Source organism: Pseudomonas sp. IT-P253, assembly GCF_949768125.1.
Taxonomy (GTDB): domain Bacteria; phylum Pseudomonadota; class Gammaproteobacteria; order Pseudomonadales; family Pseudomonadaceae; genus Aquipseudomonas.
This window is the reverse complement of the sequence record NZ_CATKPT010000003.1, coordinates 101,317-125,604: the sequence shown is the minus strand read 5'-3', so window position 1 is coordinate 125,604 and position 24,288 is coordinate 101,317. Positions and strand designations below refer to the sequence as shown.

At 60.1% G+C, this 24,288-nt stretch carries 18 protein-coding genes; all 18 read left to right on the top strand.

Going from position 1 to position 24,288, the window contains the following annotated elements; genetic code table 11:
- Positions 1 to 13: 13 nt before the first annotated feature.
- The 18 genes from flgK (at position 14) to ACM6IR_RS01840 (ending at position 24,286) form a co-directional block, all read left to right on the top strand.
- Complete coding sequence (flgK, locus tag ACM6IR_RS01925) at positions 14 to 2,056, top strand: flagellar hook-associated protein FlgK (RefSeq protein WP_414906132.1); 2,043 nt, start codon at positions 14 to 16, stop codon at positions 2,054 to 2,056.
- Between the two features lie 13 nt (positions 2,057 to 2,069).
- A complete protein-coding gene (locus ACM6IR_RS01920) occupies positions 2,070 to 3,647 on the top strand; it encodes a flagellar hook-associated protein 3 (protein ID WP_414906131.1) in 1,578 nt (525 codons plus the stop codon).
- A gap of 114 nt (positions 3,648 to 3,761) precedes the next feature.
- Complete coding sequence (locus ACM6IR_RS01915) at positions 3,762 to 7,355, top strand: glycosyltransferase (protein ID WP_414906130.1); 3,594 nt, start codon at positions 3,762 to 3,764, stop codon at positions 7,353 to 7,355.
- 370 nt (positions 7,356 to 7,725) lie between these two features.
- Positions 7,726 to 8,499 carry a glucose-1-phosphate cytidylyltransferase gene (gene rfbF / locus ACM6IR_RS01910; RefSeq protein WP_414906129.1) on the top strand — a complete coding sequence of 258 codons (774 nt, stop codon included), beginning with the start codon at positions 7,726 to 7,728 and terminating at the stop codon, positions 8,497 to 8,499.
- Complete coding sequence (gene rfbG, locus ACM6IR_RS01905; protein WP_414906128.1) at positions 8,481 to 9,563, top strand: CDP-glucose 4,6-dehydratase; 1,083 nt, start codon at positions 8,481 to 8,483, stop codon at positions 9,561 to 9,563. The genes rfbF and rfbG overlap by 19 nt, the downstream gene beginning before the upstream one ends.
- Entirely contained in the window at positions 9,560 to 10,120 is a 561-nt protein-coding gene (locus ACM6IR_RS01900) for a dTDP-4-dehydrorhamnose 3,5-epimerase family protein (RefSeq protein WP_414906127.1), read from the top strand. The genes rfbG and ACM6IR_RS01900 overlap by 4 nt, the downstream gene beginning before the upstream one ends.
- Positions 10,117 to 11,343 carry a methyltransferase domain-containing protein gene (locus tag ACM6IR_RS01895; RefSeq protein ID WP_414906126.1) on the top strand — a complete coding sequence of 409 codons (1,227 nt, stop codon included), beginning with the start codon at positions 10,117 to 10,119 and terminating at the stop codon, positions 11,341 to 11,343. Before ACM6IR_RS01900 ends, ACM6IR_RS01895 begins: the two co-directional genes overlap by 4 nt.
- Complete coding sequence (locus tag ACM6IR_RS01890) at positions 11,340 to 12,197, top strand: NAD-dependent epimerase/dehydratase family protein (protein WP_414906125.1); 858 nt, start codon at positions 11,340 to 11,342, stop codon at positions 12,195 to 12,197. The genes ACM6IR_RS01895 and ACM6IR_RS01890 overlap by 4 nt, the downstream gene beginning before the upstream one ends.
- Positions 12,187 to 13,257, top strand: coding sequence for a class I SAM-dependent methyltransferase (locus tag ACM6IR_RS01885; RefSeq protein WP_414906124.1), 1,071 nt, complete (start codon positions 12,187 to 12,189; stop codon positions 13,255 to 13,257). The genes ACM6IR_RS01890 and ACM6IR_RS01885 overlap by 11 nt, the downstream gene beginning before the upstream one ends.
- Positions 13,258 to 13,274: 17 nt before the next feature.
- The gene (locus ACM6IR_RS01880) at positions 13,275 to 14,012 is read left to right on the top strand and encodes a cephalosporin hydroxylase family protein (RefSeq protein WP_414906123.1); all 738 of its coding nucleotides are present in this window, start codon (positions 13,275 to 13,277) and stop codon (positions 14,010 to 14,012) included.
- Positions 14,013 to 14,068: 56 nt separating this feature from the next.
- The gene (locus tag ACM6IR_RS01875) at positions 14,069 to 16,987 is read left to right on the top strand and encodes a glycosyltransferase family 2 protein (protein WP_414906122.1); all 2,919 of its coding nucleotides are present in this window, start codon (positions 14,069 to 14,071) and stop codon (positions 16,985 to 16,987) included.
- Positions 16,988 to 17,017: 30 nt separating this feature from the next.
- Complete coding sequence (gene pseB / locus ACM6IR_RS01870; RefSeq protein WP_414906121.1) at positions 17,018 to 18,019, top strand: UDP-N-acetylglucosamine 4,6-dehydratase (inverting); 1,002 nt, start codon at positions 17,018 to 17,020, stop codon at positions 18,017 to 18,019.
- A complete protein-coding gene (gene pseC / locus ACM6IR_RS01865; protein ID WP_414906120.1) occupies positions 18,016 to 19,173 on the top strand; it encodes a UDP-4-amino-4,6-dideoxy-N-acetyl-beta-L-altrosamine transaminase in 1,158 nt (385 codons plus the stop codon). The genes pseB and pseC overlap by 4 nt, the downstream gene beginning before the upstream one ends.
- Positions 19,174 to 19,258: 85 nt before the next feature.
- Positions 19,259 to 19,879: a pseudaminic acid biosynthesis-associated methylase gene (locus ACM6IR_RS01860; RefSeq protein ID WP_414906119.1), complete on the top strand. Its 621-nt coding sequence runs from the start codon at positions 19,259 to 19,261 to the stop codon at positions 19,877 to 19,879.
- Positions 19,876 to 20,583, top strand: coding sequence for a pseudaminic acid cytidylyltransferase (pseF, locus tag ACM6IR_RS01855; RefSeq protein WP_414906118.1), 708 nt, complete (start codon positions 19,876 to 19,878; stop codon positions 20,581 to 20,583). The genes ACM6IR_RS01860 and pseF overlap by 4 nt, the downstream gene beginning before the upstream one ends.
- A complete protein-coding gene (gene pseG, locus ACM6IR_RS01850) occupies positions 20,580 to 22,085 on the top strand; it encodes a UDP-2,4-diacetamido-2,4,6-trideoxy-beta-L-altropyranose hydrolase (protein WP_414906117.1) in 1,506 nt (501 codons plus the stop codon). The genes pseF and pseG overlap by 4 nt, the downstream gene beginning before the upstream one ends.
- Positions 22,078 to 23,130, top strand: a complete 1,053-nt coding sequence (gene pseI / locus ACM6IR_RS01845) for a pseudaminic acid synthase (RefSeq protein ID WP_414906116.1) — start codon at positions 22,078 to 22,080, stop codon at positions 23,128 to 23,130. Before pseG ends, pseI begins: the two co-directional genes overlap by 8 nt.
- A gap of 229 nt (positions 23,131 to 23,359) precedes the next feature.
- A complete protein-coding gene (locus ACM6IR_RS01840) occupies positions 23,360 to 24,286 on the top strand; it encodes a ketoacyl-ACP synthase III (RefSeq protein WP_414906115.1) in 927 nt (308 codons plus the stop codon).
- Positions 24,287 to 24,288: the final 2 nt, after the last annotated feature.

Here is a 24,288-nt window from a genome sequence, read left to right as displayed (position 1 = left end):
TAAGGTCTTAACCATGAGTTTGCTCAATATCGGGATGTCGGGTCTGGCGGCTAGCCAATCCTCTTTGGCTGTGACGGGCAACAACATTGCCAACGTCGACACCGCCGGTTATTCGCGTCAGCAAACCGTGCAGGGCACCAAGGCTTCGCAACAGTTCGGGAGCGTCTTCATCGGCACAGGCACGACCCTGGCGGACGTTCGCCGGGTGTATAGCTCCTACCTCGATTCGCAGTTGCGTACCGCCACAACGCTCGATGGTGAGTCCTCGTCTTACCTGGCTCAGGCCACGCCGCTGGACGCCACGCTGTCCGATACCAATACCGGGTTGACCAGCGTGCTGCAGAAATTCTTCACCTCGATGCAAGGTGTTTCGGCATCGGCAACCGACGATACGTCGCGCCAGTCGGTGCTGACCGGCGCCCAGGCGTTGAGCAGTCGTTTCAACACCATCGCCAAGCAGTTGAACGACCAGAACACCACCCTCAATGGCAGCCTGGGCGACATGGCGACCCAGGTGAACAATCTGGCCACCTCGATCGCCAATCTCAACCAGAAAATTGGTGAGGTCTCCACCAGCGGCGGCCAGCCGAACGACCTGCTCGACAGCCGTAACGAAGCGGTGCGCCAACTCTCCGGGTTGATCGGTGCGCAAGTTGTCGAGCGCGGTACCAGCTACGACATTTACGTCGGCAGCGGCCAGCCATTGGTGATGGGTAACACCACCAATACCCTGGAAACCGTACCGAGCAAGGACGATCCGTCGCGCATGGCGGTGCAGGTAAACCGTGGCTCCAGCACCATCGACATTACGTCACTGGTCACCGGCGGCCAAATGGGTGGCCTGCTTAGCTACCGCAAGGATGTGCTCGACCCGTCGCTCAACGAACTGGGGCGTGTGGCCCTGGTGGTGGCTGACCAAGTCAACAGTCAGCAGGCGCAGGGCATCGACAAGAACGGTGACTTCGGCTCGGCGATTTTCAACAACATCAACAGCGCCACGCTGATCAGTCAGCGCAGCATTGGCCAGTCGGGCAACAGTGTCGGTTCAGGCAACCTCGATGTGACCATCAAGGACACTGGCAAGTTGACCACCAGCGATTATCAGGTGACGTTCACCAGCGCCACCAACTACAGCGTCAAACGCTCCGATGGCACCGACATGGGGGCCTTCAGCACCTTGACCACGCCGCCCCCCGTGATCGACGGTTTCAGCCTGTCGCTGAACGGCGGTGCCTTGAGCGCTGGCGACACCTTCAAGGTGACCCCGACTCGCGGTGCCGCAACCAGCATCCAGACCATACTGAACGACGCGAAAAAAATCGCGGCGGCAGCGCCATTGAGCGGCGTGGCCAGCTCCAATGCCACGGGCACTTACACCCAGCCGACGCTGACCAGCACGCTGGACATTTACAGCCCGACGGCCCAGGCCGACCTGCAGACCGGGCTCCAGTACTCGACACCGGTCAAGGTGACGTTCGGTGCATCGAGCGGTGGCAGTCAGACCTACAACCTGACCGACGCCAAAGGCAATACGTTGGGCAGTGGCGCCATTGTTCCGGGCCAGAACAACACCCTGAACCTTAGCGTCCCTATGGTCGACGCCACGGGTGCTCCGATCATGGATGGCGGTACACCGCCAGCCCAGAAAACCTTCACCGTGCAGACCACGGTGGGTGGTTCGCCAACCCGCGGCGAGAGCTTCTCGATTTCCCTGACCGGTGCGGCGTCCTCGGACAACCGCAACGCCCAAGCGCTGGTGGGCCTGCAAACCAAACAGACCGTGGACACCGGTTCGGCGAGCAAGGGCATCAGCCTGACTGACGCCTACAACACACTGGTGACCAACGTCGGTACCAAAGCAGCCCAGGGCAAGTCCGACAGCGCCGCCACCACCGCAATCCTGACCCAGGCCAAAGGTGCCCGCGATTCCCTGTCCGGGGTCAACCTGGATGAAGAATCCGGCAACCTGGTCAAGTATCAGCAGTACTACACCGCCTCGTCGCAGATCATCAAGGCTGCGCAGGAAACTTTCAGCACGCTGATCAACAGCCTTTAAGGAGTCGTAATTCATGCGCATTGCTACCGCCCAGTATTACGAGACGACCGCTGCCAACTATCAGCGCAACTACAACAATGCTATCGCCACCAGCAACGAAGCCAGCAGCCTGGTGCGCATCAACACGGCCGCTGATGATCCGATCGGTGCCGGTCGTTTGCTGCAGCTCGGTCAGCAGAGCTCGATGCTTGATCAGTACAATGGCAACATCAGCACGACCAAGAGTGCGTTGAGCCTGCAGGAAACTACCCTGGACTCCATTGGCACCGCGTTGCAGCGCGCCAAGGAAATCGCTCTAAGTGCCAACAACGGCACTGCCACCGACGCTGACCGTAAAGCGTACGCGTCGGAATTGAGCCAGATCCAGCAGCAAGTATTGGGCCTGATGAACTCCAAGGATTCGGCCGGCAACTACCAGTTCTCCGGTTCGAAGACCGACACCCCGCCGTACTCGCAGAACTCCGACGGCACCTACACCTACAACGGTGACCAGACCAACATCAACCTGGGCATCGGCGATGGTTTGACAGTGGCGACCAACACCACCGGCTGGGACGCGTTCCAGCAGACCGTCAATACCAGCCGCACCCAGGCCACCATGACCGCCCCGGCGGTGGATGATGGTCGCGTGGTCCTGTCCAATGGTCAGGTGAGCAACAGCGCAACCTACGACGCCAAGTTCGCCAGCGGCCAGCCGTACATCGTCAGCTTCCTCAGCAGTACCCAGCTGAAGATCACCGATGTGCTGGGCAATGATGTAACGACCGAGGCCAGCCAGAACGGCGCGTTCAGCAACAGCAACGGCGCCAACCAGGTGGTCAACTTCCGTGGCGTCGACCTGAACCTGAACATCAACCTCCAGTCGGGCGATGTGCCGGACACGGTGATTGCCGGTCACACCTTCCAGTTGTCGGCAGCGTCGGACTCGTTCAACGCCACGCGCAGCGCCGGCAACCCGTCCACGGCGGTCATCACCGGCTCCGCCGTGACCAACCCGGCAGCCTATACCGCTGCGTTCCCGTCGGGCGGGGCGGTCCTCAAGTTCACCAGCGCCACAGCCTTCGACCTGTACGCTGCGCCGGTGACAGCCAACAGCCGACCGGTGTCTTCGGGCGCCGTGGTGGCCGGTCCTCCGTCCACTGCCACCGCTGCAGGCGTGACGTTCACTCTGGGGGGGAGTGCTCCAGCCGCCGGCGATCAGTTCGCGATCGAATCCAACAATCACCAGACCCAGAACGTGCTCGACACCTTGGGCAAGATGATCACCGCCATGAACGCGCCGATTGATGGCAATACGATTGCCAAGCAGCAATTCATGGCGGCTATGGATTCAGGCCTTGCGAATCTGGACAGCGCCAATAATCAGTTGGGCTCGGCTATCTCCTCGATCGGTGCCCGCGGTCAGTCGCTGGATGATCAAACCACGACCAACCAGAGCCTGACCCTTGCGAACACGGCGACCCAGTCGTCGATTCGTGACTCCGACCCTGCCGAAGTCATGACGCGCCTGACCTTGCAACAGACCATGCTGCAAGCCGCGCAATTGGCGTTCAGCAAGATCAGTCAGCTGGGCCTGTTCAACAAGATCTGACGGTAGCCGGGCGCTCAGGCGCCCGGTGACCGCTGACCCTCCCATATCTACTGTCTTTTCCGCGGTCAAAGGGCTCGCTTTCCTGGGCGAGCTCTCGCCGCCTGCGAGCCCGCCGTGAATTCACTTCCTCTTGTCAGCCTTGTCATTCCTGCCTTCAATCCACGATTTTTCGGTCGTGCATTGCACAGTGCCGTGAGTCAGGGTTATGGCAATCTCGAGATCATTGTGTGCGACGACAGTCGTGGCACTGAAATCGAAGAGGCGGTCATTTCTGTGTCAGAGCAAACGGGCGTTGCCGTGCACTACGTGCGCAACCCGCGAACGCTGGGGATGGTGGGTAACCTGCAAGCCTGCCTGCAACAGGCGCAGGGAGAGTTCATCAAGTTTCTCTGTGATGACGATCATTTGTTTACCGCCTGCATCGAGCAGCAGGCACATGAGCTTATGCGTAATGAAGTGAGTCTGGTGCTGGCCCAGCGGTTGTTCTGGGATGCGGACGATATGCTGCTGCCTTCGCGACTGGAGAACACCTCGCTTTCCCCGGTGAGTGGCCTGTTCAAGGGCGACGACCTGCTGGCGATTTTCGAGAATTTTCCGGTCAATATCCTCGGTGGTTTCAGTAATGCGCTGTTCCGTCGGGCGGATGTGCTGGAATTGTTGCCAGCCCTGTCGCAGGCCGGCCACTGCTTTGTGGCGACTCTCGATTTTGCCTTGTATGTGTGCCTTTTGCGGCGCGGCAATCTGGTGATGTCCAACAATGTGCTCAGTGTCGAGCGCCTGTACCCGGAGCGATTGAGCGCTCAGCAGGCGATGAAAGATGCCGAAGAGGTTGAGCGTGAATGGTTGCTGCAGATGCTCAAGGCCCGTAGCGGTGAGCCGGCGCCGGCGCCGGGATGGGTTCGTTATCTGCCGTTGACCCGGGCCGAAGAATCGCCCCGGGTCTGGGAAGAACTGCCCTTGAGCCGAACCCTGGGTACCAAACAAAGTGCTCAGGAATGGCATGTCGGCATCGCCAGCACGAGTTTTTCCGAGCTCTACACGCAGTGGCTGGCTTGCCGTGTGCTTAACGATGGTCAACGGTTGTTGTTGTCGGACACCATCGCCGGTTGGCCCCATGCACCTAAAATCGTTCCGGTCATCATCGATGAGCACGGTAGTCGATCAGCGCTTGACCTCACACTACAGTCGCTCGCCGCGCAGGACTACGCGCCCGAGCTGACGCTGGTGTTGTCCGCTTCTTGCACCGAAGCCGCACTGGATGAACGGGTTTTTCGTTTGCCCCTGCAAGACGATTGGCTGGCGCAGGTCAATGAGCTGTTGCCGCAGTTAGAAGGTGCTGACTGGTTCTATCTGCTGCGTGCCGGAGATCGCTTGGTGGCGCCGGCCTTGCTGGCCATGGCAGAGCGCATTGTCCTGTCGCCCTCCCTGACGTGCCTGTACAGCGACGAAGGCAGTTTGCGTCAGGGGGAATCGGCCGAGCCTGCATTCAAACCTGACTTCAACCTCGACCTGATGCGCAGCTACCCCTATGTGGGACGAGCCCTGGCATTCGCGCGTGAACGTTTCCTGGTCCTGGGCGGTTTCAATTCGCTGCATGGGGAGCTGGCGCCACACGATGCGCTCTGGCGCATGGTTGAGCATGACGGCACCCAAGTGATCGGGCACATCGCCGAGGTGTTGCTGGAGTCGACATTCGATCTGGCCAAGTGGCTGGCTCACTCTGACGTGGTGGATAGCAGCTCATTGCTGTTGGACGCGCACTTGCAGCGTTTGGGCGTGCGCCATGAGAACCGCAGTGCCAGCGCTGAATTGATCAACCGTGTCGATTATCAACACGCTGCTCGGCCGTTGGTGTCGATCATCATCGTCAGCAAGGACCAGACCGTCGCTTTACAGCGCTGTGTCGAAAGCCTGCTGGAGAAAACTGCCTACAGCGATTACGAGCTGTTGTTGGTCGACAATGGCAGCGAAAGTGCCGAGGCGCGTGCCTGGCTGTCCGGTATGGCGCAGTTGGGCAGCGAGCGGATCCGCGTGGTGCCGTTTCCACAGCAAGGCAATGTTGCTGCGGTGTACAACTTCGCCGTTAAGCAGGCCGCCGGTGACTACGTCCTGATGCTCAACCCCTACACGGTGATCACCCAAAGCGACTGGCTGGATGAGATGCTCAATCACGCCCAGCGCCCGGAAGTCGGCGTGGTGGGTGCCAAGTTGTTCAACCCGGACGGTCGGGTGCTGCACGCAGGCCTGATCCTGGGGTTGCAAGGGCCGGCCGGCGTGCCGTTTTACGGCGAATCCTTGCAGGCGGCGGGCTACATGTTTCGGTTGCAGGTCGCGCACAACCTGAGTGCTGTCGGCGGTGATTGCCTGATGGTACGCAAGGCTGTGTTCGACGCGGTCGGTGGGCTGGACGAGCAATATCTCGCGCAAACCTTCAATGAAGTGGACTTATGCCTGCGCATCGGCCAGGACGGTTACCTGGTGGTGTGGACGCCCTATGCCAAACTGGCGCTGGGCGCCCGCCCGGTCGTGGCCGTGCAGGAAGGTGAGCAGGCCTTGCGCAGCCAGGAACTGGAAGTGTTTTACAAACGCTGGCTGCCAATTATCGCCCGAGACCCGGCCTACAACATCAACCTGTCATTGCAGGGGCTGGGTGGTTCGAGCTTCAGCCTTGAACCGGGTTTGCGTACCGGATGGAGCCCTTTTTCCAAGGCGCAGTTGCCGAAGATCCTCGCCGTGCCAATCAATGCCTCCGCGATTGGCCATTACCGCGTGACGCAGCCGATGATCGAACTGGAAGCCGCGGGCCGGGCTGAGGGGCGTATTCACTACAACATGCCCTCGATGATTGAAATCGAGCGCCAGTCGCCTGACGTGATCATCCTGCAGGGGCGCTACTCCGAAGGCACGATCAACGAAATTGTGCCGCTGCAAACCTATTCCAATGCCCGACGGATCTACGAGCTGGATGACTATGTCATCAACGTTCCCCATCGTAACGCGCATATCCGAAATATGCCGAACAAGGACGAGATGGAGCGCCTGGTGCGGCGTGCGGTCGGTATGTGCGATCGCGTGGTGGTCTCCACCGAGGCGCTGGGTAATGCGTTGTCGGACATGCATCAGGACATTCGCGTGGTGCCGAATATGCTGTCCAGGCACCTGTGGAGCAATATGCGCAGCCAGCGCCGCACCTCGAAGAAACCTCGGGTCGGCTGGGGCGGTGGCACCAGTCACCACGGTGACCTGGCGGTGATTGCCGACGTGGTTCGCGAGTTGGCCAACGAAGTCGACTGGGTGTTCTTTGGTATGTGCCCGGACGATTTGCGTCCGTACATGCATGAGTTCCATGGCGTGATCGGGCTGGATGTCTATCCGGCGAAACTGGCTAGCCTGAACCTGGACCTGGCGCTGGCACCGTTGGAATTCCACATCTTCAACGACTGCAAGAGCAACCTGCGTCTGCTGGAGTACGGGGCGTGCGGTTACCCGGTGATCTGCACCGACACCGAGGCTTATCGCGGGTACTTGCCATGTACAAGGATCAAAACCAATACCACCGATGAATGGCTGCAAGCCATCCGCATGCACCTGGCCGACCCGGACGCCAGCTATCGCATGGGTGATGAGTTGCGCGAGGTGGTTCTACGCGACTACGTGTTGCGCGGCGATAACCTGCGCTACTGGGAAAATGGCTGGTTGGCGGACTGATCGTTTCACGCACCCTCCAAAAAACAGGCGACCTTGAGTCGCCTGTTTTTTGCGCCTTCAATGCCTTGTGCCATTGAAGGCATTTGAGCTGTTACAAGGGGAAATCCGGTCGTGTCTGATCCGGGTTCGCCTTTTTCGTTTCGGCCTGAGTGCCAGGCTGTTTCTTGCCATGCGTTTGCCTTGCACCCGCGCAGCTCGTTGGAGTCGCAGAGCTGGCGCGTTTCCTGCTAGTCCCCCTTTACATCGCCATAAAACGAGCGCTGGCAGCGTCGTCAGCAGTGCCTTGAACGGCGTGAGCGTTTTATCCAGAAGGCCAGCAAACGCTTGATAAAGCTTGGCTGAGCCCTGTGACGGACAAGAGAGGAAGAGGATGAAGGCAGTTATTTTGGCGGGTGGCCTGGGTACGCGAATCAGCGAAGAGTCGCACCTCAAGCCCAAGCCGATGATCGAGATCGGCGGCAAGCCAATTCTCTGGCACATCATGAAGCAGTACTCCGCGCACGGAATCCACGATTTCGTGATCTGCCTTGGCTACAAGGGCTACGCGATCAAGGACTTCTTCGCCAACTACTTCCTGCACACCTCCGACGTCACCTTTGACATGTGCAATAACCGCATGGACGTTCACCAGAACTACAGCGAACCTTGGCGCGTGACCCTGATCGACACCGGGGAAGACACCATGACCGGTGGCCGTCTGCGTCGCGCTGCGCGGTATGTGGAGGGCGAAAGAGCCTTCTGCTTTACCTACGGCGACGGTGTTTCGGACCTCAATATCGGCGCATTGGTGGACTTTCACCTGGCCCACGGCAAGCTCGCGACGGTGACCGCCGTGCAACCGCCGGGACGTTACGGCGCCCTGGAGCGCGACGGTGACAGCGTCAAAGGCTTCATTGAGAAACCACGCGGTGACGGCGGCTGGATCAATGGCGGTTTCTTCGTGCTGTCGCCCAAGGTGTTGCCGTACATTGGCGACGACCAGACTTCCTGGGAAGCAGAACCCTTGGCGGCATTGGCCAGTGAAGAACAGCTGCATGCTTTCCAGCACGACGGTTTCTGGCATCCGATGGACACCCTGCGTGACAAGAATCACCTCGAAGCGCTGTGGCAAAGCGGGGAGGCCCCATGGAAGCAATGGGACTGAGTCCGGAATTCTGGCGCGGCAAGCGGGTTCTGGTCACCGGGCACACCGGTTTCAAGGGCAGTTGGTTGACGCTGTGGCTGCAAAGCCTGGGGGCCGAGGTCAGTGGGTTCTCCCTTGACCCGTCCACCGAGCCGAGCCTTTTTGAACTGGCGCGAGTGCACGAAGGCATCAACGATCAGCGTGGCGACCTGCGTGATTTGGGCGCCTTGCTTGAAATCATCGCCGACATCGAGCCGGAGATCGTCTTGCACCTGGCGGCGCAGCCACTGGTGCGTGAAGGTTATCGCGATCCGCTGGGCACCTACTCCAGCAACGTCATGGGCACCCTGAATCTGCTGGAAGCGATCCGCCAGGTCGGCTGCGTCCGCGCCTGTGTGCTGGTGACCACCGACAAGGTCTACGCCAACAAAGAATGGCTGTGGCCGTACCGCGAGGATGAAGCCCTTGGTGGCCACGATCCTTACAGCAGCAGCAAGGCCTGCTGCGAATTGCTGGCGCAGTCTTACGCCGCGTCGTTCTTCCCGGCCGACAAGCATGCCGAACACGGTCTGGCCCTGGCCACGGCCCGCGCCGGCAACGTGTTGGGCGGTGGCGATTTTGCACCCGAGCGCTTGATCCCGGACGTGCTCAGAGCCTGGTCGGCAGACGAACCCGTGACCCTGCGTTATCCGCACGCCGTGCGCCCTTGGCAGCATGCCCTGGAGCCGCTGGCCGGTTACCTGCAACTGGCTGCCGGCCTCTACGAACAAGGCCCGGAATACGCGGGTGCATGGAATTTTGGCCCGAGCGAAGCCGACATGTGCAGCGTCGGCGAAGTGGTCGAGTTGCTCGCCAGTCGCTGGCCGCAGCCCCGTGGCCTGCGCATCGAACCGAGTGATTTGCATGAGGCCGGCCTGCTGCGCCTGGACAGCAGCCGCTCCCGTCAACTGCTGGGCTGGCAACCGCGCTGGTCGTTGCAGCAGTGCCTGACTCAGACCCTCGACTGGCATCTGGCGTGGCAAAACGGCAACGACATGCGTGAAGTAACCCTGGGCCAGTTGAACCTGTACCGAGGCGCGTTGTGAGCGAGTTTCTATTGAACGCGTTGCCGCTCAACGGCTTGTTCAGCGTGCAGCACAAGCGCTTCGAGGATGATCGCGGGCACTTTGCACGGCTGTTCTGCGAAGGCAGCTTGATTGCTTTCGGCCAGGCGTTTCATATCCGCCAGATCAACCATTCCTGCACCCGCGCACGGGGCAGTGTGCGTGGCTTGCATTACCAGAACGCCAATGCGCCGGAAGCCAAGTTGATCACCTGCTTGCGCGGTGAAGTCTGGGATGTGGCGGTGGATCTGCGCCCCGACTCCGAGACCTTCTTGCACTGGCACGCCGAACACCTGCGCGCCGGTGACGGGCGCAGCTTGCTGATCCCGGCCGGGTTCGCCCACGGTTTTCAGACGCTCACCGATGACGCCGAGTTGCTCTACCTGCACAGCGCCGATTACACGCCGGCGCACGAGGGCGGTTTGTCGGTGAACGATCCACGGCTGGCGATAGCCTGGCCGTTGCCTGTCAATAATCTGTCAGCCCGGGACGCCAGCCATCCCGTGCTCGATGAACACTTCGCCGGAGTGCGTCTATGAACTGCCGTGGTTGCGCTACGCCGCTGGCGTTGCCGCTGATCGATCTGGGTACCTCGCCGCCGTCTAACGCCTATGTGCACGCCAATCAGCTGGAACAAGCCGAGCAGTGGGTGCCGTTGAAAGTGGCGGTGTGTCAGCAGTGCTGGCTAGTGCAAACCGAGGATTACACCCGCGCCGACAGCCTGTTCGACGCCGAGTACGCCTATTTCAGTTCGTTCTCGAGCACTTGGCTGGCCCATGCCGAGCGCTATGTGACCGAGATGGTCGAACGCTTCGGCCTGACGGTCGACAGCCGCATGGTGGAAATCGCCGCCAACGACGGTTACCTGTTGCAGTACGTCGCCGGACGCGGCATCCCTTGCCTGGGCGTCGAGCCCACCCGCAGCACCGCGCAAGCGGCCCGGGAAAAAGGCCTGGAGATTCGTGAGCTGTTTTTCGGTCGCGAGACCGCCGCGCAATTGGTCACTGAAGGTTGGTCCGCCGACCTGATGGCCGCCAACAATGTGTTGGCCCACGTCCCTGACATCAATGATTTCCTCGGCGGTTTTGCGACCCTGCTTAAACCGACAGGGGTGGCGACGTTCGAGTTTCCGCAATTGCTGACGCTGATGGCCGGCCAGCAATTCGACACGCTGTATCACGAGCACTATTCCTACCTGTCCCTGACTGCCGTGCAGACCTTGTGCGAACGCAATGGTCTGGAAGTGTTCGACGTCAGTCAGTTGTCGACCCATGGCGGCTCGCTGCGGGTGTTCGTCCAGCGTATCGATGGCGTACGTCGCGACGTGCAGCCGGCAGTGCAGCAACAGTTGCAAGCCGAACAGACGGCGGGGGTGAAAACCCCTGAGTACTACGCGACCCTGACGCCGGCGGCCGAACGCATCAAGCATCAACTGCTGCGTTTCCTGTTGCAGGCCAAGGCCGATGGCAAGCGCGTGGTCGGTTACGGCGCGGCGGCCAAGGGCAACACCTTGCTCAACTACGCCGGGGTCAAGCCGGACTTGCTGGCCTGGGTGGCCGATGCCAACCCGCACAAGCAGGGCAAGTACCTGCCGGGCAGCCGCATTCCGATTGTGTCGCCTGCGCAAATCGACCTGGAAAAACCTGATTACGTGCTGGTCCTGCCATGGAACCTGTTGCACGAAGTCAGCCAGCAACTGGCCCGGGTGCGCGAGTGGGACGGTCGCTTTGTGATCGCCGTTCCTGAGTTGACCGTCCTGTGAAGGTGCTGGTTACCGGCGCTACCGGGTTCGTCGGCCGACATCTGGTCGCAGCGTTGCTTGCCCGGGGTTGTGACGTCCGCGCCGTGGCACGTAATGCCGAGACTGCGGCGGGTTTGCCGTGGATCAATGACGTGGAATTCATCGCGGCGGATATTCACGCCGCCGACCTGCCTCTCGTGGCGCTGACCTCTGGCATCGATGCCTTGGTGCATCTGGCCTGGCCCGGTTTGCCGAACTATCAGGCGCTGTTCCATTTCGAGCACAACCTGATGGCCGACTATCGGTTCATCAAGGGCGCGGTCGAGGCGGGCGTGTCGCAGGTGTTGGTCACCGGCACGTGTTTCGAGTACGGCATGCAAAGCGGGCCGCTCACCGAGCAGGCCGCACCGCAGCCGGGCAATCCGTACGGGTTGGCCAAAAATACGCTGCGGCTGTTTCTGGAAAACTTGCAGCGGGTTCAGCCGTTCACCCTGCAGTGGGCGCGGCTGTTTTACCTGCACGGCGAAGGCCAGAACCCCAACAGTTTGCTGGCAGCGCTGGACCGGGCAATCGATGCCGGCGACGACACCTTCAACATGTCGGCCGGCGAGCAGCTGCGCGACTACCTGGCCATCGATGTCGCCGCCGATTACCTGGCGGCGATCCTGCAACAGCGGACGTTCAATGGGGTGGTCAATTGTTCCAGCGGCCGGCCGATATCGGTCAGGGCACTGGTGGAACAGCGACGGCGGGAACGCGGCGCCTCGATCAGTCTGAACTTGGGTCACTACCCATACCCGAGCCATGAACCGATGGCGTTCTGGGGCGTGGCGGACCGTTTGCAACAGCTACTGGGAGGCAATCATGCAGCATGAGTTATATCGGGTCGCCGACCTGCCGGTGTTGCAGAACCGAACCTTCGCCGATCCGGAATCGGCCCGGGCTTCTGCCCGTGCCGATATGGTCCTGGTGCAGGACGAACAGAGCGGGTTGATCTTCAACCAGGTCTTCGATGCCGACAAGCTCAGTTACGACGCTGACTACCAGAACGAGCAGGCTCACTCCGGCCAGTTCCAGCAGCACCTGAGTGATGTGGAAGGGATCATTGCCCGCCACTTCAAGGGCCAGGAGTTGATCGAAGTCGGCTGCGGCAAAGGATATTTTCTCGAACGCCTGAAAGGTCTGGGCTACACCATCACCGGCATTGACCCGGCCTACGAAGGCAGCAATTGCGATGTCATCAAGGCTCCGTTCACACGCGGCCTCGGTCTGGCGGCGGACGCCATCGTGCTGCGTCATGTACTGGAACACATTCAGGACCCGGTGAGCTTCCTGGCTGAAATGGCCGAGGCCAATCAGGGCGGGCAGATCTACATCGAAGTGCCGTGCTTCGACTGGATTCTGGAGCACCGCGCCTGGTTCGATCTGTTCTACGAGCACGTCAATTATTTCCGTCTCGATGACCTGCGCCGGATGTTCGGCACGGTGCACGAGGCCGGTCACCTGTTTGGTGGCCAATACCTGTACATCGTCGCCGACCTGTCGACCTTGCGCCTGACTCCGGAACAACCGGTGCCACGCCAGGACCTGCCAGAAAATTTCACCAGCAGCCTTGAGCGCGCGGTGCAGATCATCAAGGCCAACCCGGAGCAGGGCTCGGCGATCTGGGGCGCGTCGTCCAAAGGCGTGATCTATTCGCTGTTCCTGCAGCGGGCCGGGGTGGCGGTGGATCGCGTGGTGGATATCAACCCGGCCAAACAGGGCCGCTATCTGCCCCTGAGCGGTGCGCGTGTGTCCTCGCCGCAAGAAGCCATGGACGCCTTGCCCGAAGGCGCCAACCTGTTTGTGATGAACTCCAACTACCTCGAAGAAATCAAGCGGATGACCGGTGGACGCTACGTCTATCACGCCGTAGACAGCGCTTCGTTCCAGTGACTATTGAGACTTTTAAAATGACCGACAACACCATCAATAAAGCCTTCGAAGCCGAGTGCCAGGCAGAAATCGCACGTCAGGGCGATGACCAGAAACTGACCGGTCTGGCCCGGGATTTCTTCAACGAATCGGCCAAACACAAGTACAGCTACCACTTTTCGTGGATGGGCCGTCCGATCATCCAGCTGCCGCAAGACATGATGGCGATGCAAGAGATCATCTGGCAGGTCAAACCAGACCTGGTGATCGAATGCGGCATCGCCCACGGCGGTTCGATCATCTACTACGCATCCCTGCTGGAACTGCAAGGCCACGGCGAAGTATTGGGCATCGACCTGGACATCCGCCCGCACAACCGCGAAGCCATCGAAAGCCATTCGATGAGCAAGCGCATCAAGATGATCGAAGGCTCTAGCATCGACCCGGCGATCGCTGCTCAGGTACGTGCTGCGGCCGAAGGCAAGAAAGTCATCCTGGTGCTGGACTCCAACCATACTCACGATCACGTACTGGAAGAGCTGCGCCTCTACGCGCCACTGGTGTCGGTGGGCAGTTACTGCGTGGTGATGGATACCGTGGTGGAAGACATGCCGGCTGACTTCTTCCCGGATCGTCCATGGGGCCCGGGAGATAACCCGAAAACCGCCGTGTGGAAGTACCTTGAAGAGAACAAGGACTTTGAGATTGACCAACAGATGCAAAACAAACTGCTGCTCACCGTTGCACCGGACGGCTACCTGCGTCGCGTTCGTTAATTCGGCATCATCATTTAAGCGTTAATCAGGCGTTTCGCCGGTTGTGGGGAGAGGTTATGCAAGGTAAGTCTGTTTCTGAGCACACGTTGCCACTCAATGAATTGCTGACGGTGGTGTTGATTTCCCACAACCGTCCGGCTTTTTTGCGCAGGGCGATGAAGTATTACGGTGCCCTGCCTTGCAAAGTACTGGTGCTCGATTCCGCCACCGAGCATTTCCAGGGCGAACTGCCTGACGTCGAGTATCGGCATGTGCCGCAGTTTGCCTACAGTGGCTTCCAGGCCAAAATCGCCTATGGTGTGGAACAAGTGACCACCCCGTACATGGTGCTGGCGGCCGACGATGATTTTATCGTGCACGACGCGTTATCAGAGTCAGTGGGCTTCCTGGAAGAAAACCGCGACTACGGCATGTGCCACGGCTATTGCCTGATGTACCTGACTCTCGCGGGCAGCGTGAGCTACTACCGCCGCGACAAGAAGGTGTGCGAGGACTATTTGTCCGAGCGACCTCAGGATCGGGTGGTCGAGTACATGCGCCAGTACCTGCCACCATTTTACGCCGTGACCCGTACCTCGCTGATGAAATCCTGGTATTCGCTGTTGCCGCCGGGCACCAGTTTTCAATGGCAGGAAATCGGTCACGTGTTCTACATGCTGGCGTGCGCCAAGGCGCGGATTCTGCCGACCGCTTATGTGGTGCGTGAGATCAACTACGGCAATTCCGAGCACAACACCGAGGTGTATCACTCGCTGACCTACACCGATGCCAAATCGGTGGCCGAGCGTGACGCCTTTGCTGAGTTCCTGGCCTCGTTGCCAACCGGGATCAAGGGACTCGATCCGGTGCAGGGCAAAGCGTTCGTCATGGAAAGTTTTGACGCCATGATCGACAGCCTGCAAACCGGCCGCGCGCTGACCGCAGAGTTGATTTTCGGGTCCACCTGGAATAATGCTCTGAAGGCGCCCAAGCGTCGCTTCGGGCCGCAGCAATATGTTGAGATGCCTTTCTACAATCAGGCCTTTTTCGATCAGTTGACTCAGTTCGAATTCCTGCTTCACACGCTGCCGGCCGGTCGTCTTCAGCTCGAAGAGCTGGAAGGTGTGTGGACTCGCCAGGAACACTTGCTGAGCCCGCGCAACAACGACACGCCGGAAAGTGTGGTCGACCGTTTGTGGCAGGCCTACGACGCCAACGCGTTCAACCGCACGGTGGTCAAGCGCCTGGTGGCGCAACTGGAACTGCTGGGTGAAGACGAAGAGGCGCAGTCGATGCGGGACTGGATCGCGCGCCTTGATGCGCTGTCGGTCGAGGATCATCACCCGACCTTCGACAAAATGCGCTCGGGACGCCTGCTCAAGTGGCTGGGATCAAGATCGCCGGACGTCGAACAGGCCGAGGCGATTGACCGGCATTTGGCAGCTAATGACGGAGGTCCGCGGTTCGGCATCCTTTTGCTGGACCTGGATAACAACGTCGACAAATTGCAGGTCACGCTCGACAGCCTGCTGGAAGGCCACAGCAAGGCATTCAAAGTGGTGGTTTTTACCACCGGCGAAGCGCCGGCGGCGACCACAGCACAAAACACGCTGCACTTTGTCCGGGTTACGCCAGGCAACTTTGTCGACAAGCTGAACCAGAGCGCCAGTCAGTCGCCATGTGACTGGCTGATGCTGGCCGAGGCCGGTGATGAGTTCACCGCGAGCGGTCTGTTGCGTGCCAGTCTGGAGCTGTTGTCCGCCGCCGACTGCCGCGCCGTGGCCACCGATGAAATCCAGCGTACTGATAACGGCGCACTGGTGGATGTGTTCCGTCCGGGTTTCAACTTCGACCTGCTGCAAAGCCTGCCAGCCTTGATGGCGCGGCACTGGTTGATCCGTCGCGATGTGTTCATTGAAGCCGGTGGTTACCAGCCCGATTTCAGCAAGGCCCTGGAGTTCGATTTGCTGCTGCGCATCATCGAGGTGGGTGGCCTGAGCGGTCTGGCCCATCTGGATGAGCCATTGCTGATCACCCAGGCACCGGTGCTGGAAGAGAATAACCACGAACGCCTCGCGTTGCTGCGTCATCTGGGCAACCGTGGCTACAAGGCCAAAATCACCTCGGCGATCCCTGGCACCTATCAGGTCGATTACCGTCATACCGAGCGTCCGCTGGTCTCGATCATCATTCCGGCCGGGGATGACCTGGCCCTGCTGAAACAATGCCTGCAAGGCGTGTTGCTGCGTACCCGCTATACCCGCTACGAAGTGCTGATCGCGGCAAATCCGACTCAGTCGGCGGAGGTCAATGATTGGCTGGGCACGTTGCAGTACACCAAGGTCCGTGTGCTGTATGCCGACCGGACATTGAGCAGTGTGGCGTTGTTCAACGCCGCCAGTCAGGAAGTGCAGGGCGAATACCTGGTGCTGCTGGCCGCGGACGGTGAAGTGGTCAATCCGAACTGGATCGAGTCGCTGCTCAACCATGCCCAGCGTCCTGAAGTGGGCATCGTCGGCGCCAAGCTCGTCGATCGCGAAGGTAAGGTGACGCAAGCCGGGTTGATCCTGGGGATGCGTGGCGGCGTCGGTTCGGCCTTTATCGGCGATCGGTATGACGCCAGCAACAGCTACTTGCAACGCTTGGTTCTGGAGCAGAATTACTCGGCGGTGTCGCAGGTGTGCCTGATGGTGCGCAAAGAACTGTTTGATGCCCTTGGAGGTCTGGATGAAGAGACATTTGCCCACGGCTTGAGTGACGTCGATCTGTGCCTCAAGGCCGGTCAGGCGGGTTACCTCACGGTGTGGACGCCGCTGGTTCAGGTCATTCATCCGGGCGTGGTGTCGCAGGCGCCAGAGGTGCTCGACGCCCTGCGTGAAAAATGGTCCGCTGCCTTCGCGCAGGACCAGGCCTACAACGCCAATCTGGCGCTGACCGGCAAGGGGTTTGCCCTGGGTGAAAGCGCCCCGGTGAGCTGGGCGCAGTTGATCGCATAAACCTGGCTGACAGGCAAAAGGACTCAAGGCATGTTCAACGGTAAATCGATTTTCATCTCCGGTGGCACCGGTTCCTTCGGGCGCAACTTCATCCGTCGCTTGCTGGAGCAATACCAGCCCAAGCGAGTGGTGGTGTTCTCCCGCGACGAGCTCAAGCAGTACGAGATGCAACAGACGTTCAACGCACCGTGCATGCGCTACTTCCTTGGTGATGTGCGCGATGCCGAGCGCTTGCGTCAGGCCATGCGCGGCATTGATTACGTGGTACATGCCGCCGCCCTGAAACAAGTGCCGGCTGCAGAGTACAATCCCACCGAATGCATCCGGACCAACGTCAACGGCGCGGAAAACATCATCGCAGCGGCCATCGACAATGGCGTCAGACAAGTTGTTGCGCTGTCTACCGACAAGGCGGCCAGCCCGATCAATCTGTATGGCGCGACCAAGTTGCTGTCGGACAAACTGTTCGTGGCCGCCAATAACATTGCCGGCGAACAGCCAACCCGGTTTGCTGTGGTGCGCTACGGCAATGTGGCCGGCTCGCGGGGCTCGGTGGTGCCGTTCTTCAGCAAGCTGATCAACGAAGGCGCAACCGAACTGCCGATCACCGACGAACGCATGACGCGCTTCTGGATTACCCTCGATCACGGCGTGCAGTTCGTGCTCGACAGCTTTGCCCGGATGCACGGTGGTGAAGTCTTCGTGCCGAAAATCCCGTCGATTCGCATTGTCGATCTGGCGCGGGGCATGGCCGGGCACCTGCCGCACAAACACGTAGGGATTCGTCCGGGGGAAAAACTCCATGAGCTGATGGTGCCGCTGGACGATGCGCGCATGACCCTGGAGTTCGACGATCACTATACGATCCAGCCATCGATCCGCTTCACCAGCGTCGACGTGGATTTTGCCGTGGACAAATTGGGCGAGCAGGGCCAACCGGTGAGCGAAGACTTCGAGTACCGTTCCGATACCAACCCGCAGTTCCTGTCGGTCGGGCAGATCGCCGATCTGCACGCGGAGCTGTCGGCATGATTCCCTACGGTCGGCAGAGCCTCGATCAGGCCGACATCGACGCGGTGGTCGCGGTATTGCAGTCCGACTGGCTGACTCAAGGGCCGACCATCGAGCGATTCGAACAGGCCATGGCCGACCGTTGCCAGGCCGATTATGCGGTGGCGGTGTGTAACGCCACGGCTGCTTTGCACATCGCTTGCCTGGCGGCCGGGCTCGGGCCGGGTGATCGTTTGTGGACCACGCCCAATACCTTTCTGGCGTCGGCCAATTGCGCTCGTTATTGCGGCGCTGAGGTGGATTTCGTCGACATCGACCCGCTGACCTGGAACCTCGATGCCTACGCCCTGAAAGCGAGGCTGGAAGTCGCGGAGGGCAACGGCACGCTGCCCAAAGTGCTGGTGGCGGTGGCGTTCTCCGGGCAGAGCTGCGACATGCGGATGATCGCCGGGCTGGCCGAGCGTTATGGCTTCACGGTGATTGAAGACGCCTCCCACGCAGTTGGCGCGTCCTATGCCGGGCGACCGGTGGGCTGTGGTGATTTCGCGGCGATGACGGTGTTCAGTTTTCACCCGGTGAAAATCATCACCAGCGCCGAGGGGGGGATGGTCCTGACCAATCGCCAGGACCTCGCCGAGCGCCTGCAACGCTTGCGCAACCACGGCATGACTCGCGATCCGCAGCAGATGACCGAGGCCAGCCATGGCCCCTGGTACTACCAGCAAGTGGAACTGGGTTTCAATTACCGGATCACCGATTTGCAAGCCGCCCTCGGGCTGTCGCAACTGAACAAACTGGATGACTTCATCGAACGCCGTCGTGAACTGGCAGCACGTTATGATCGCTTGCTGGCGTACTTGCCGCTGACCTTGCCCAGCCCTCAGCCTGAAGCCGAGTCGGCGTGGCATCTGTATGTGGTGCGCTTGCAACTCGATCGTATCGGTCTTGGTCATCGACAGGTATTCGAAGGGTTGCGGGATGCCGGGGTCGGTGTGAATCTGCACTACATTCCGGTGCATTTGCAGCCTTACTATCGTGACCTGGGGTTCGCTGAAGGCGATTTCCCGGAAGCTGAACGTTACTACGCCGAAGCCATCAGCCTGCCGCTGTATCCATTGCTCAGCGATGAACAACAGGATTTCGTGGTCGAGCAACTGCGCCGGCTGACCGAATAAATACTGCCAGCAGGTCAGGTTCAGTCCACGTCGGATCGCTGCTCCGCCGCTCCCACAGGTTCTGTGCTTTAAATGAGAAAGTACGATGCGTGCATTAAGTGAGCAGGAAAGATTCTGGCAGGGCGACTTTGGTAATCAGTACGTCGACCGCAACGTCGGGCAGCCTCTGGTGGCGGCCAACCTGGCGTTGTTTGCCAAGGCGCTGACCCGAGCAGGGCGGATTGAAAGCCTGGTTGAGCTGGGCACCAACGCCGGCAACAATTTGCAGGCGTTGCATCAGCTGTTGCCCCGGTGCGAACTGTTCGGCGTGGAGATCAATGCCAGCGCCTGTGCCCAGGCCCAGGCGCTGGACATTGCGCAGATCTGGCACGGTTCGTTGTTCGATTTCCCCCGCGAGCGCAGCTTTGACCTGACCCTGAGCAAAGGCGTGCTGATTCATCTGGCGCCAGAACTGCTGGCCGCAGCCTATGACCAGCTGTACGCGTTGAGCCAGCGTTATATCCTGATCGCCGAGTACTACAATCCCGCACCGGTCGAAGTGTCCTATCGCGGTAACAAAGGCAAGTTGTTCAAACGCGATTTTGCCGGTGAAATGCTTGATCGTTACGACGATCTGCAACTGCTGGATTACGGTTTTGGTTATCACCGCGACCCGCAGTTCCCGGTAGACGACATCACTTGGTTCCTGTTGGAAAAACGCCCTTGAACAACGTCGCAATCATCCCTGCTCGCGGTGGCAGTAAACGTATACCGCGCAAGAACCTCAAGCCGTTCGACGGCGTACCGATGATTGCCCGTTCGATTCAAACTGCCCTCGATTCGGGGCTGTTCGCCCAGGTGGTGGTCAGCACCGATGATGAAGAAATCGCCGAGCTGGCCCGGGCCTGCGGTGCGCAGGTGCCGTTTATGCGCCCCGCGGCATTGGCTGATGATTTCACCGGCACGGCGGCGGTGATTGTGCATGCCTTGGAGGAACTGTCTCGACAGGGCCAGGATGTTGATTTCGCCTGTTGCATCTATGCCACGGCGCCATTGCTGCAAGCGCGATTTTTGCAGCAGGGTTTAAACCTGCTGGAGCGGCATCCGGACAAGTCCTTCGCCTTCTCGGTCTGTGATTTCGGCTTTCCGGTACAGCGAGCCCTGACCGTTGATAGCCAGGGGGCGTTGACCGCGCTGTACCCGCAATTTAGTCAAACCCGCTCCCAGGACCTGCCGCCGGCTTTTCAGGACGCCGGGCAGTTCTATTGGGGCCGCAGCAGTGCCTGGCGGCAGGGCGAGGTATTGTATTCACCGCAAAGCCTGCCGGTGATCCTGCCGCGCTATCTGGTGCAGGACATCGATACCCTCGAAGACTGGAAGCGCGCCGAGTACCTTTACGCGGCGCTGAAGGCGGGTGGGGAGCTGCAATGAGAGTACTGATCCGTGCCGATGCCTCGCCAACCATTGGCAGCGGTCACATTGCCCGTTGCCTGACTCTGGCCAGGGTGTTACGCCAGAAGGGCGGCCACGTGGCATTTGCCTGCCGCCAGTTGCCGGGCCATCGACTCGACAACCTCGCCGCCGAAGGTTTCGAAACCTTTGCGTTGCCGGATCGCTATCCCGACGAAGACCCGCAGCAAGCTATCGAAGCCATGTTGCCGTGGCAGGCGGACATTGCCGCGCTGGGGCAAGCGCTGGAACACCAGCCGGCCTTCGACTGGATCGTCGTCGACCACTACGGCCTCGATCATCACTGGCAGACGGCCGCCCGTCGTTGGGCGCCCCGGATTGCGGCGGTGGATGATCTGGCGACGCGCATCTACAGCGTCGATTTGCTGCTGAACCAGAATCTGTCGGGCTCGCCTGAGGCTTATGCCGGACTGCTTGCACCCGCTTGTCGGACCTTGCTCGGCCCACGCTTCGCCTTGTTGCGGGATGAGTTTTGCTGCCCGGCGATTGAAATCAAGCCCCGGGCGAAGCGGGTGCTGGTGAACTTCGGCGGTTTCGATGCCGCGAGGCAGACTCACCACGCGATGCTGGCGCTGGCGGATTTTCATCAGATTGAAGTCGATTTTGTCGCAGGGGCCGACAACCCGGCGTGGGAGGAAATGCTGGCGCTGGCGGCGAATCATCCGAACTGGCGCTTGCACCGGTTTGTCGACGATTTCTACCGACTGATGACCGAAGCCGACCTGTTTGTCGGTGCCGGCGGCGGGACCAGTTGGGAGAGGGCGGCTATGGGGCTGCCGACGATCTGTATTGCGGTTTCCAATAATCAGCAAGCCAACGGCGAGGTGATGGCAACGTCGGGAGCTCATGTGTATCTGGGCACCCGCGAGCAGGTCAGCGTCGAGCAGTTACGTCAGGCCATCGGTTTTGTCGCCGGCAATCAGGGGTTACGCCAGAGCCTGGCCGAGCGCTCACGGCAACTGGTCGACGGGCGGGGAGCGCAGCGCGTTGCGGCAGCACTGGCCGGTGCGGTGTTGCAGGTCCGGCCGGCGACATCAGACGATGCACAGTTGTTATACGAAGGACGCAATGCCGAGACGGTGCGGCGCTGGTCACTGGAAACCGGCGTGATTGGATGGCAGCAGCATCAAAACTGGCTGACTGCCAGTTTGAGCAATGATAAGCGCTTGCTGTTGATCGCCGAAGCCGATGACGGCCCGGTCGGGGTGCTGCGTTATGACTTGCGCGGCTTCGAAGCTGAAGTCTCGATTTACCTGTTCGAAGGGCGATTCGGCCTGGGCTGGGGCAGGGCGTTGCTGGCGCGAGGCGAAACGTTCGTGCCCCGGCATTGGCCGCAACTGCAAAGCATTACCGCGCAGGTTTTGCCGGCGAATCAGGCATCGCTGAAGGTGTTTCACGAAGCCGGTTTCACCCAGAGTGTTTGCGCCTTCACGCGCCTATTGAAGGACCACCACCATGACTAGTTTCAAGATTGGCCACCGCTATATCGGTGCCGATGCGCCGCCGTTCATCATTGCCGAGATGAGTGGCAACCATAACCAGTCGCTGGAAGTGGCGCTGCAGATCGTCGAAGCCGCGGCCAGGGCCGGCGCGCATGCCTTGAAGCTGCAAACCTACACCGCCGACACCATGACGCTGGACCTGTCCGAAGGCGAGTTCTTCATCAAGGACCCGAACAGCCTGTGGGCGGGTTCTTCGCTGTACGCGTTATACGAGAAGGCGCATACACCCTGGGAATGGCATGCACCGATATTCGCCCGTGCCAGGGAACTGGGCATGCTGGCGTTCTCCACGCCGTTCGATGACTCGGCCGTGGACTTCCTGGAAAGCCTCGACGTGCCGGCGTACAAGATCGCCAGTTTCGAGAACACCGACCTGCCGCTGATTCGGCGGGTTGCCGCGACCGGTAAACCGTTGATCATTTCCACGGGCATGGCCAGCATCGCGGAACTCGACGAAACCGTACGTGCCGCCCGCGAGGCCGGTTGCCAGGATTTGGTGTTACTCAAGTGCACCAGCACCTACCCGGCGACGCCAGCCAACAGCAACGTGCGGACGATTCCTCATCTGCGCGACTTGTTTGGTTGTGAAGTGGGCCTGTCCGACCACTCCATGGGCGTCGGCGTGTCGGTGGCGGCGGTTGCGCTGGGGGCGACGGTGGTGGAAAAACACTTCACCCTCGACCGTGCCGCCGGGGGGGTGGACGCCAGTTTTTCGCTCGAACCGGCTGAGCTCGCCAGCCTGGTGATTGAAACCCAACGCGCCTGGCAGGCCATGGGGCAAGTGCATTACGGTGTAACCGAGGCCGAGCGAAAATCGCTGGTGTACCGCCGTTCGCTCTACGTCACTGAGGACATGATGGCCGGAGAGCCCTTCACCGCCGCCAATTTACGCGCCATTCGTCCTGGGTTGGGACTGGCTCCCAAACACGCGCAAACCCTTCTGGGGCGCCGCGCGCGCCACGCTATCAAGCGCGGGACACCACTGGATTGGTCATTGGTCGAATAAAGCCTAATCACTCGGATTCGGCAAAATAGAGTGACCTGCGAGTCAGAACGCGCATCTTCACTGTATTGTATAAATCGGGAAGGTGGCGCCTGGTCTGTGTTTTTGGCCAGTGATAGCCTTTTATTCTTCTTGCTGTCGCCTCTTCGAGGTGACGTTTTTCTCTGTTTGTCGGCGCCCCTCAATTCCTTGCGAGCGGTGGTTTTGGGCTGTTTATTATTGGGAAGTCGTAATGATTGGCATAAAAAGCATTGCGAGCTACGTTCCTGTAGCCGGCGTGGACAATTACGCACAAGGTGCAAAATTCGAAAAGGATGAAGAGTTCATCCTGGGCAAAATCGGTTCGGCCTTCCTGCCGCGTAAAGATGCCGGGCAGGAAACTTCGGACCTGTGTGTCGAAGCAGTCAACGCGCTGTTCGCCAACAATCCCGATTTGAAACGTGAAGCGATCGACGTGCTGATCGTCGTTACCCAGAACGGTGACGAAGAAGGCCTGCCACACACCGCCGCCATCGTTCAGGACAAGCTGGGCCTGCCGACCACTGTGGCAGCGTTCGATATTTCCCTGGGCTGCTCGGGCTACGTCTACGGCATCTACGCGATCAAGGGCTTCATGGAAGCCACAGGCCTGAAGAATGGCCTGCTGGTGACCGCCGATCCGTACTCCAAGATTGTTGACCCTGAAGACCGCAACACCACCATGCTGTTTGGCGATGCCGCCACCGCAACGTGGATGGGCGAGGCGGCGCCATGGCAGTTGGGCAAAGCCAAGTTCGGCACCGACGGTTCCGGCGCGCCGCATTTGAAGGTCACCGATGGCGTGTTTTATATGAACGGTCGCCAGGTCTTCAACTTCGCGCTGCTCAAAGTCCCGGCGCATTTGCATGAACTGCTCGCTGAAGCGCAGCTGACGGCTGACGATATTGATGCCTTCTGCATTCACCAGGGCAGTGCGGCGATTGTCGACGCGGTGGCCCGTCGTTTCGAAGGCGAGCCGGAAAAGTTCATCAAGGACATGGTCGAGACCGGAAACACCGTGTCGTCGAGCATTCCGTTGCTACTCGAGAAGCACGTCCTGAATTCGGACTGGAAGCGCGTTGCGCTGAGCGGTTTTGGTGTAGGGCTGTCGTGGGGCTCGGCGATTATCTATCGTCCGTAAGA

What these genes read in the sequence shown, in the direction of transcription:
- pseG (WP_414906117.1), top strand. Translation starts at nt 20,580, where the DNA reads ATGAGAGTACTGATCCGTGCCGATGCCTCGCCAACCATTGGCAGCGGT.
- ACM6IR_RS01875 (WP_414906122.1), top strand. Translation starts at nt 14,069, where the DNA reads ATGCAAGGTAAGTCTGTTTCTGAGCACACGTTGCCACTCAATGAATTG.
- rfbF (WP_414906129.1), top strand. Translation starts at nt 7,726, where the DNA reads ATGAAGGCAGTTATTTTGGCGGGTGGCCTGGGTACGCGAATCAGCGAA.
- ACM6IR_RS01860 (WP_414906119.1), top strand. Translation starts at nt 19,259, where the DNA reads ATGCGTGCATTAAGTGAGCAGGAAAGATTCTGGCAGGGCGACTTTGGT.
- ACM6IR_RS01920 (WP_414906131.1), top strand. Translation starts at nt 2,070, where the DNA reads ATGCGCATTGCTACCGCCCAGTATTACGAGACGACCGCTGCCAACTAT.
- flgK (WP_414906132.1), top strand. Translation starts at nt 14, where the DNA reads ATGAGTTTGCTCAATATCGGGATGTCGGGTCTGGCGGCTAGCCAATCC.
- ACM6IR_RS01895 (WP_414906126.1), top strand. Translation starts at nt 10,117, where the DNA reads ATGAACTGCCGTGGTTGCGCTACGCCGCTGGCGTTGCCGCTGATCGAT.
- rfbG (WP_414906128.1), top strand. Translation starts at nt 8,481, where the DNA reads ATGGAAGCAATGGGACTGAGTCCGGAATTCTGGCGCGGCAAGCGGGTT.
- pseC (WP_414906120.1), top strand. Translation starts at nt 18,016, where the DNA reads ATGATTCCCTACGGTCGGCAGAGCCTCGATCAGGCCGACATCGACGCG.
- ACM6IR_RS01840 (WP_414906115.1), top strand. Translation starts at nt 23,360, where the DNA reads ATGATTGGCATAAAAAGCATTGCGAGCTACGTTCCTGTAGCCGGCGTG.
- ACM6IR_RS01880 (WP_414906123.1), top strand. Translation starts at nt 13,275, where the DNA reads ATGACCGACAACACCATCAATAAAGCCTTCGAAGCCGAGTGCCAGGCA.
- ACM6IR_RS01885 (WP_414906124.1), top strand. Translation starts at nt 12,187, where the DNA reads ATGCAGCATGAGTTATATCGGGTCGCCGACCTGCCGGTGTTGCAGAAC.
- pseB (WP_414906121.1), top strand. Translation starts at nt 17,018, where the DNA reads ATGTTCAACGGTAAATCGATTTTCATCTCCGGTGGCACCGGTTCCTTC.
- pseI (WP_414906116.1), top strand. Translation starts at nt 22,078, where the DNA reads ATGACTAGTTTCAAGATTGGCCACCGCTATATCGGTGCCGATGCGCCG.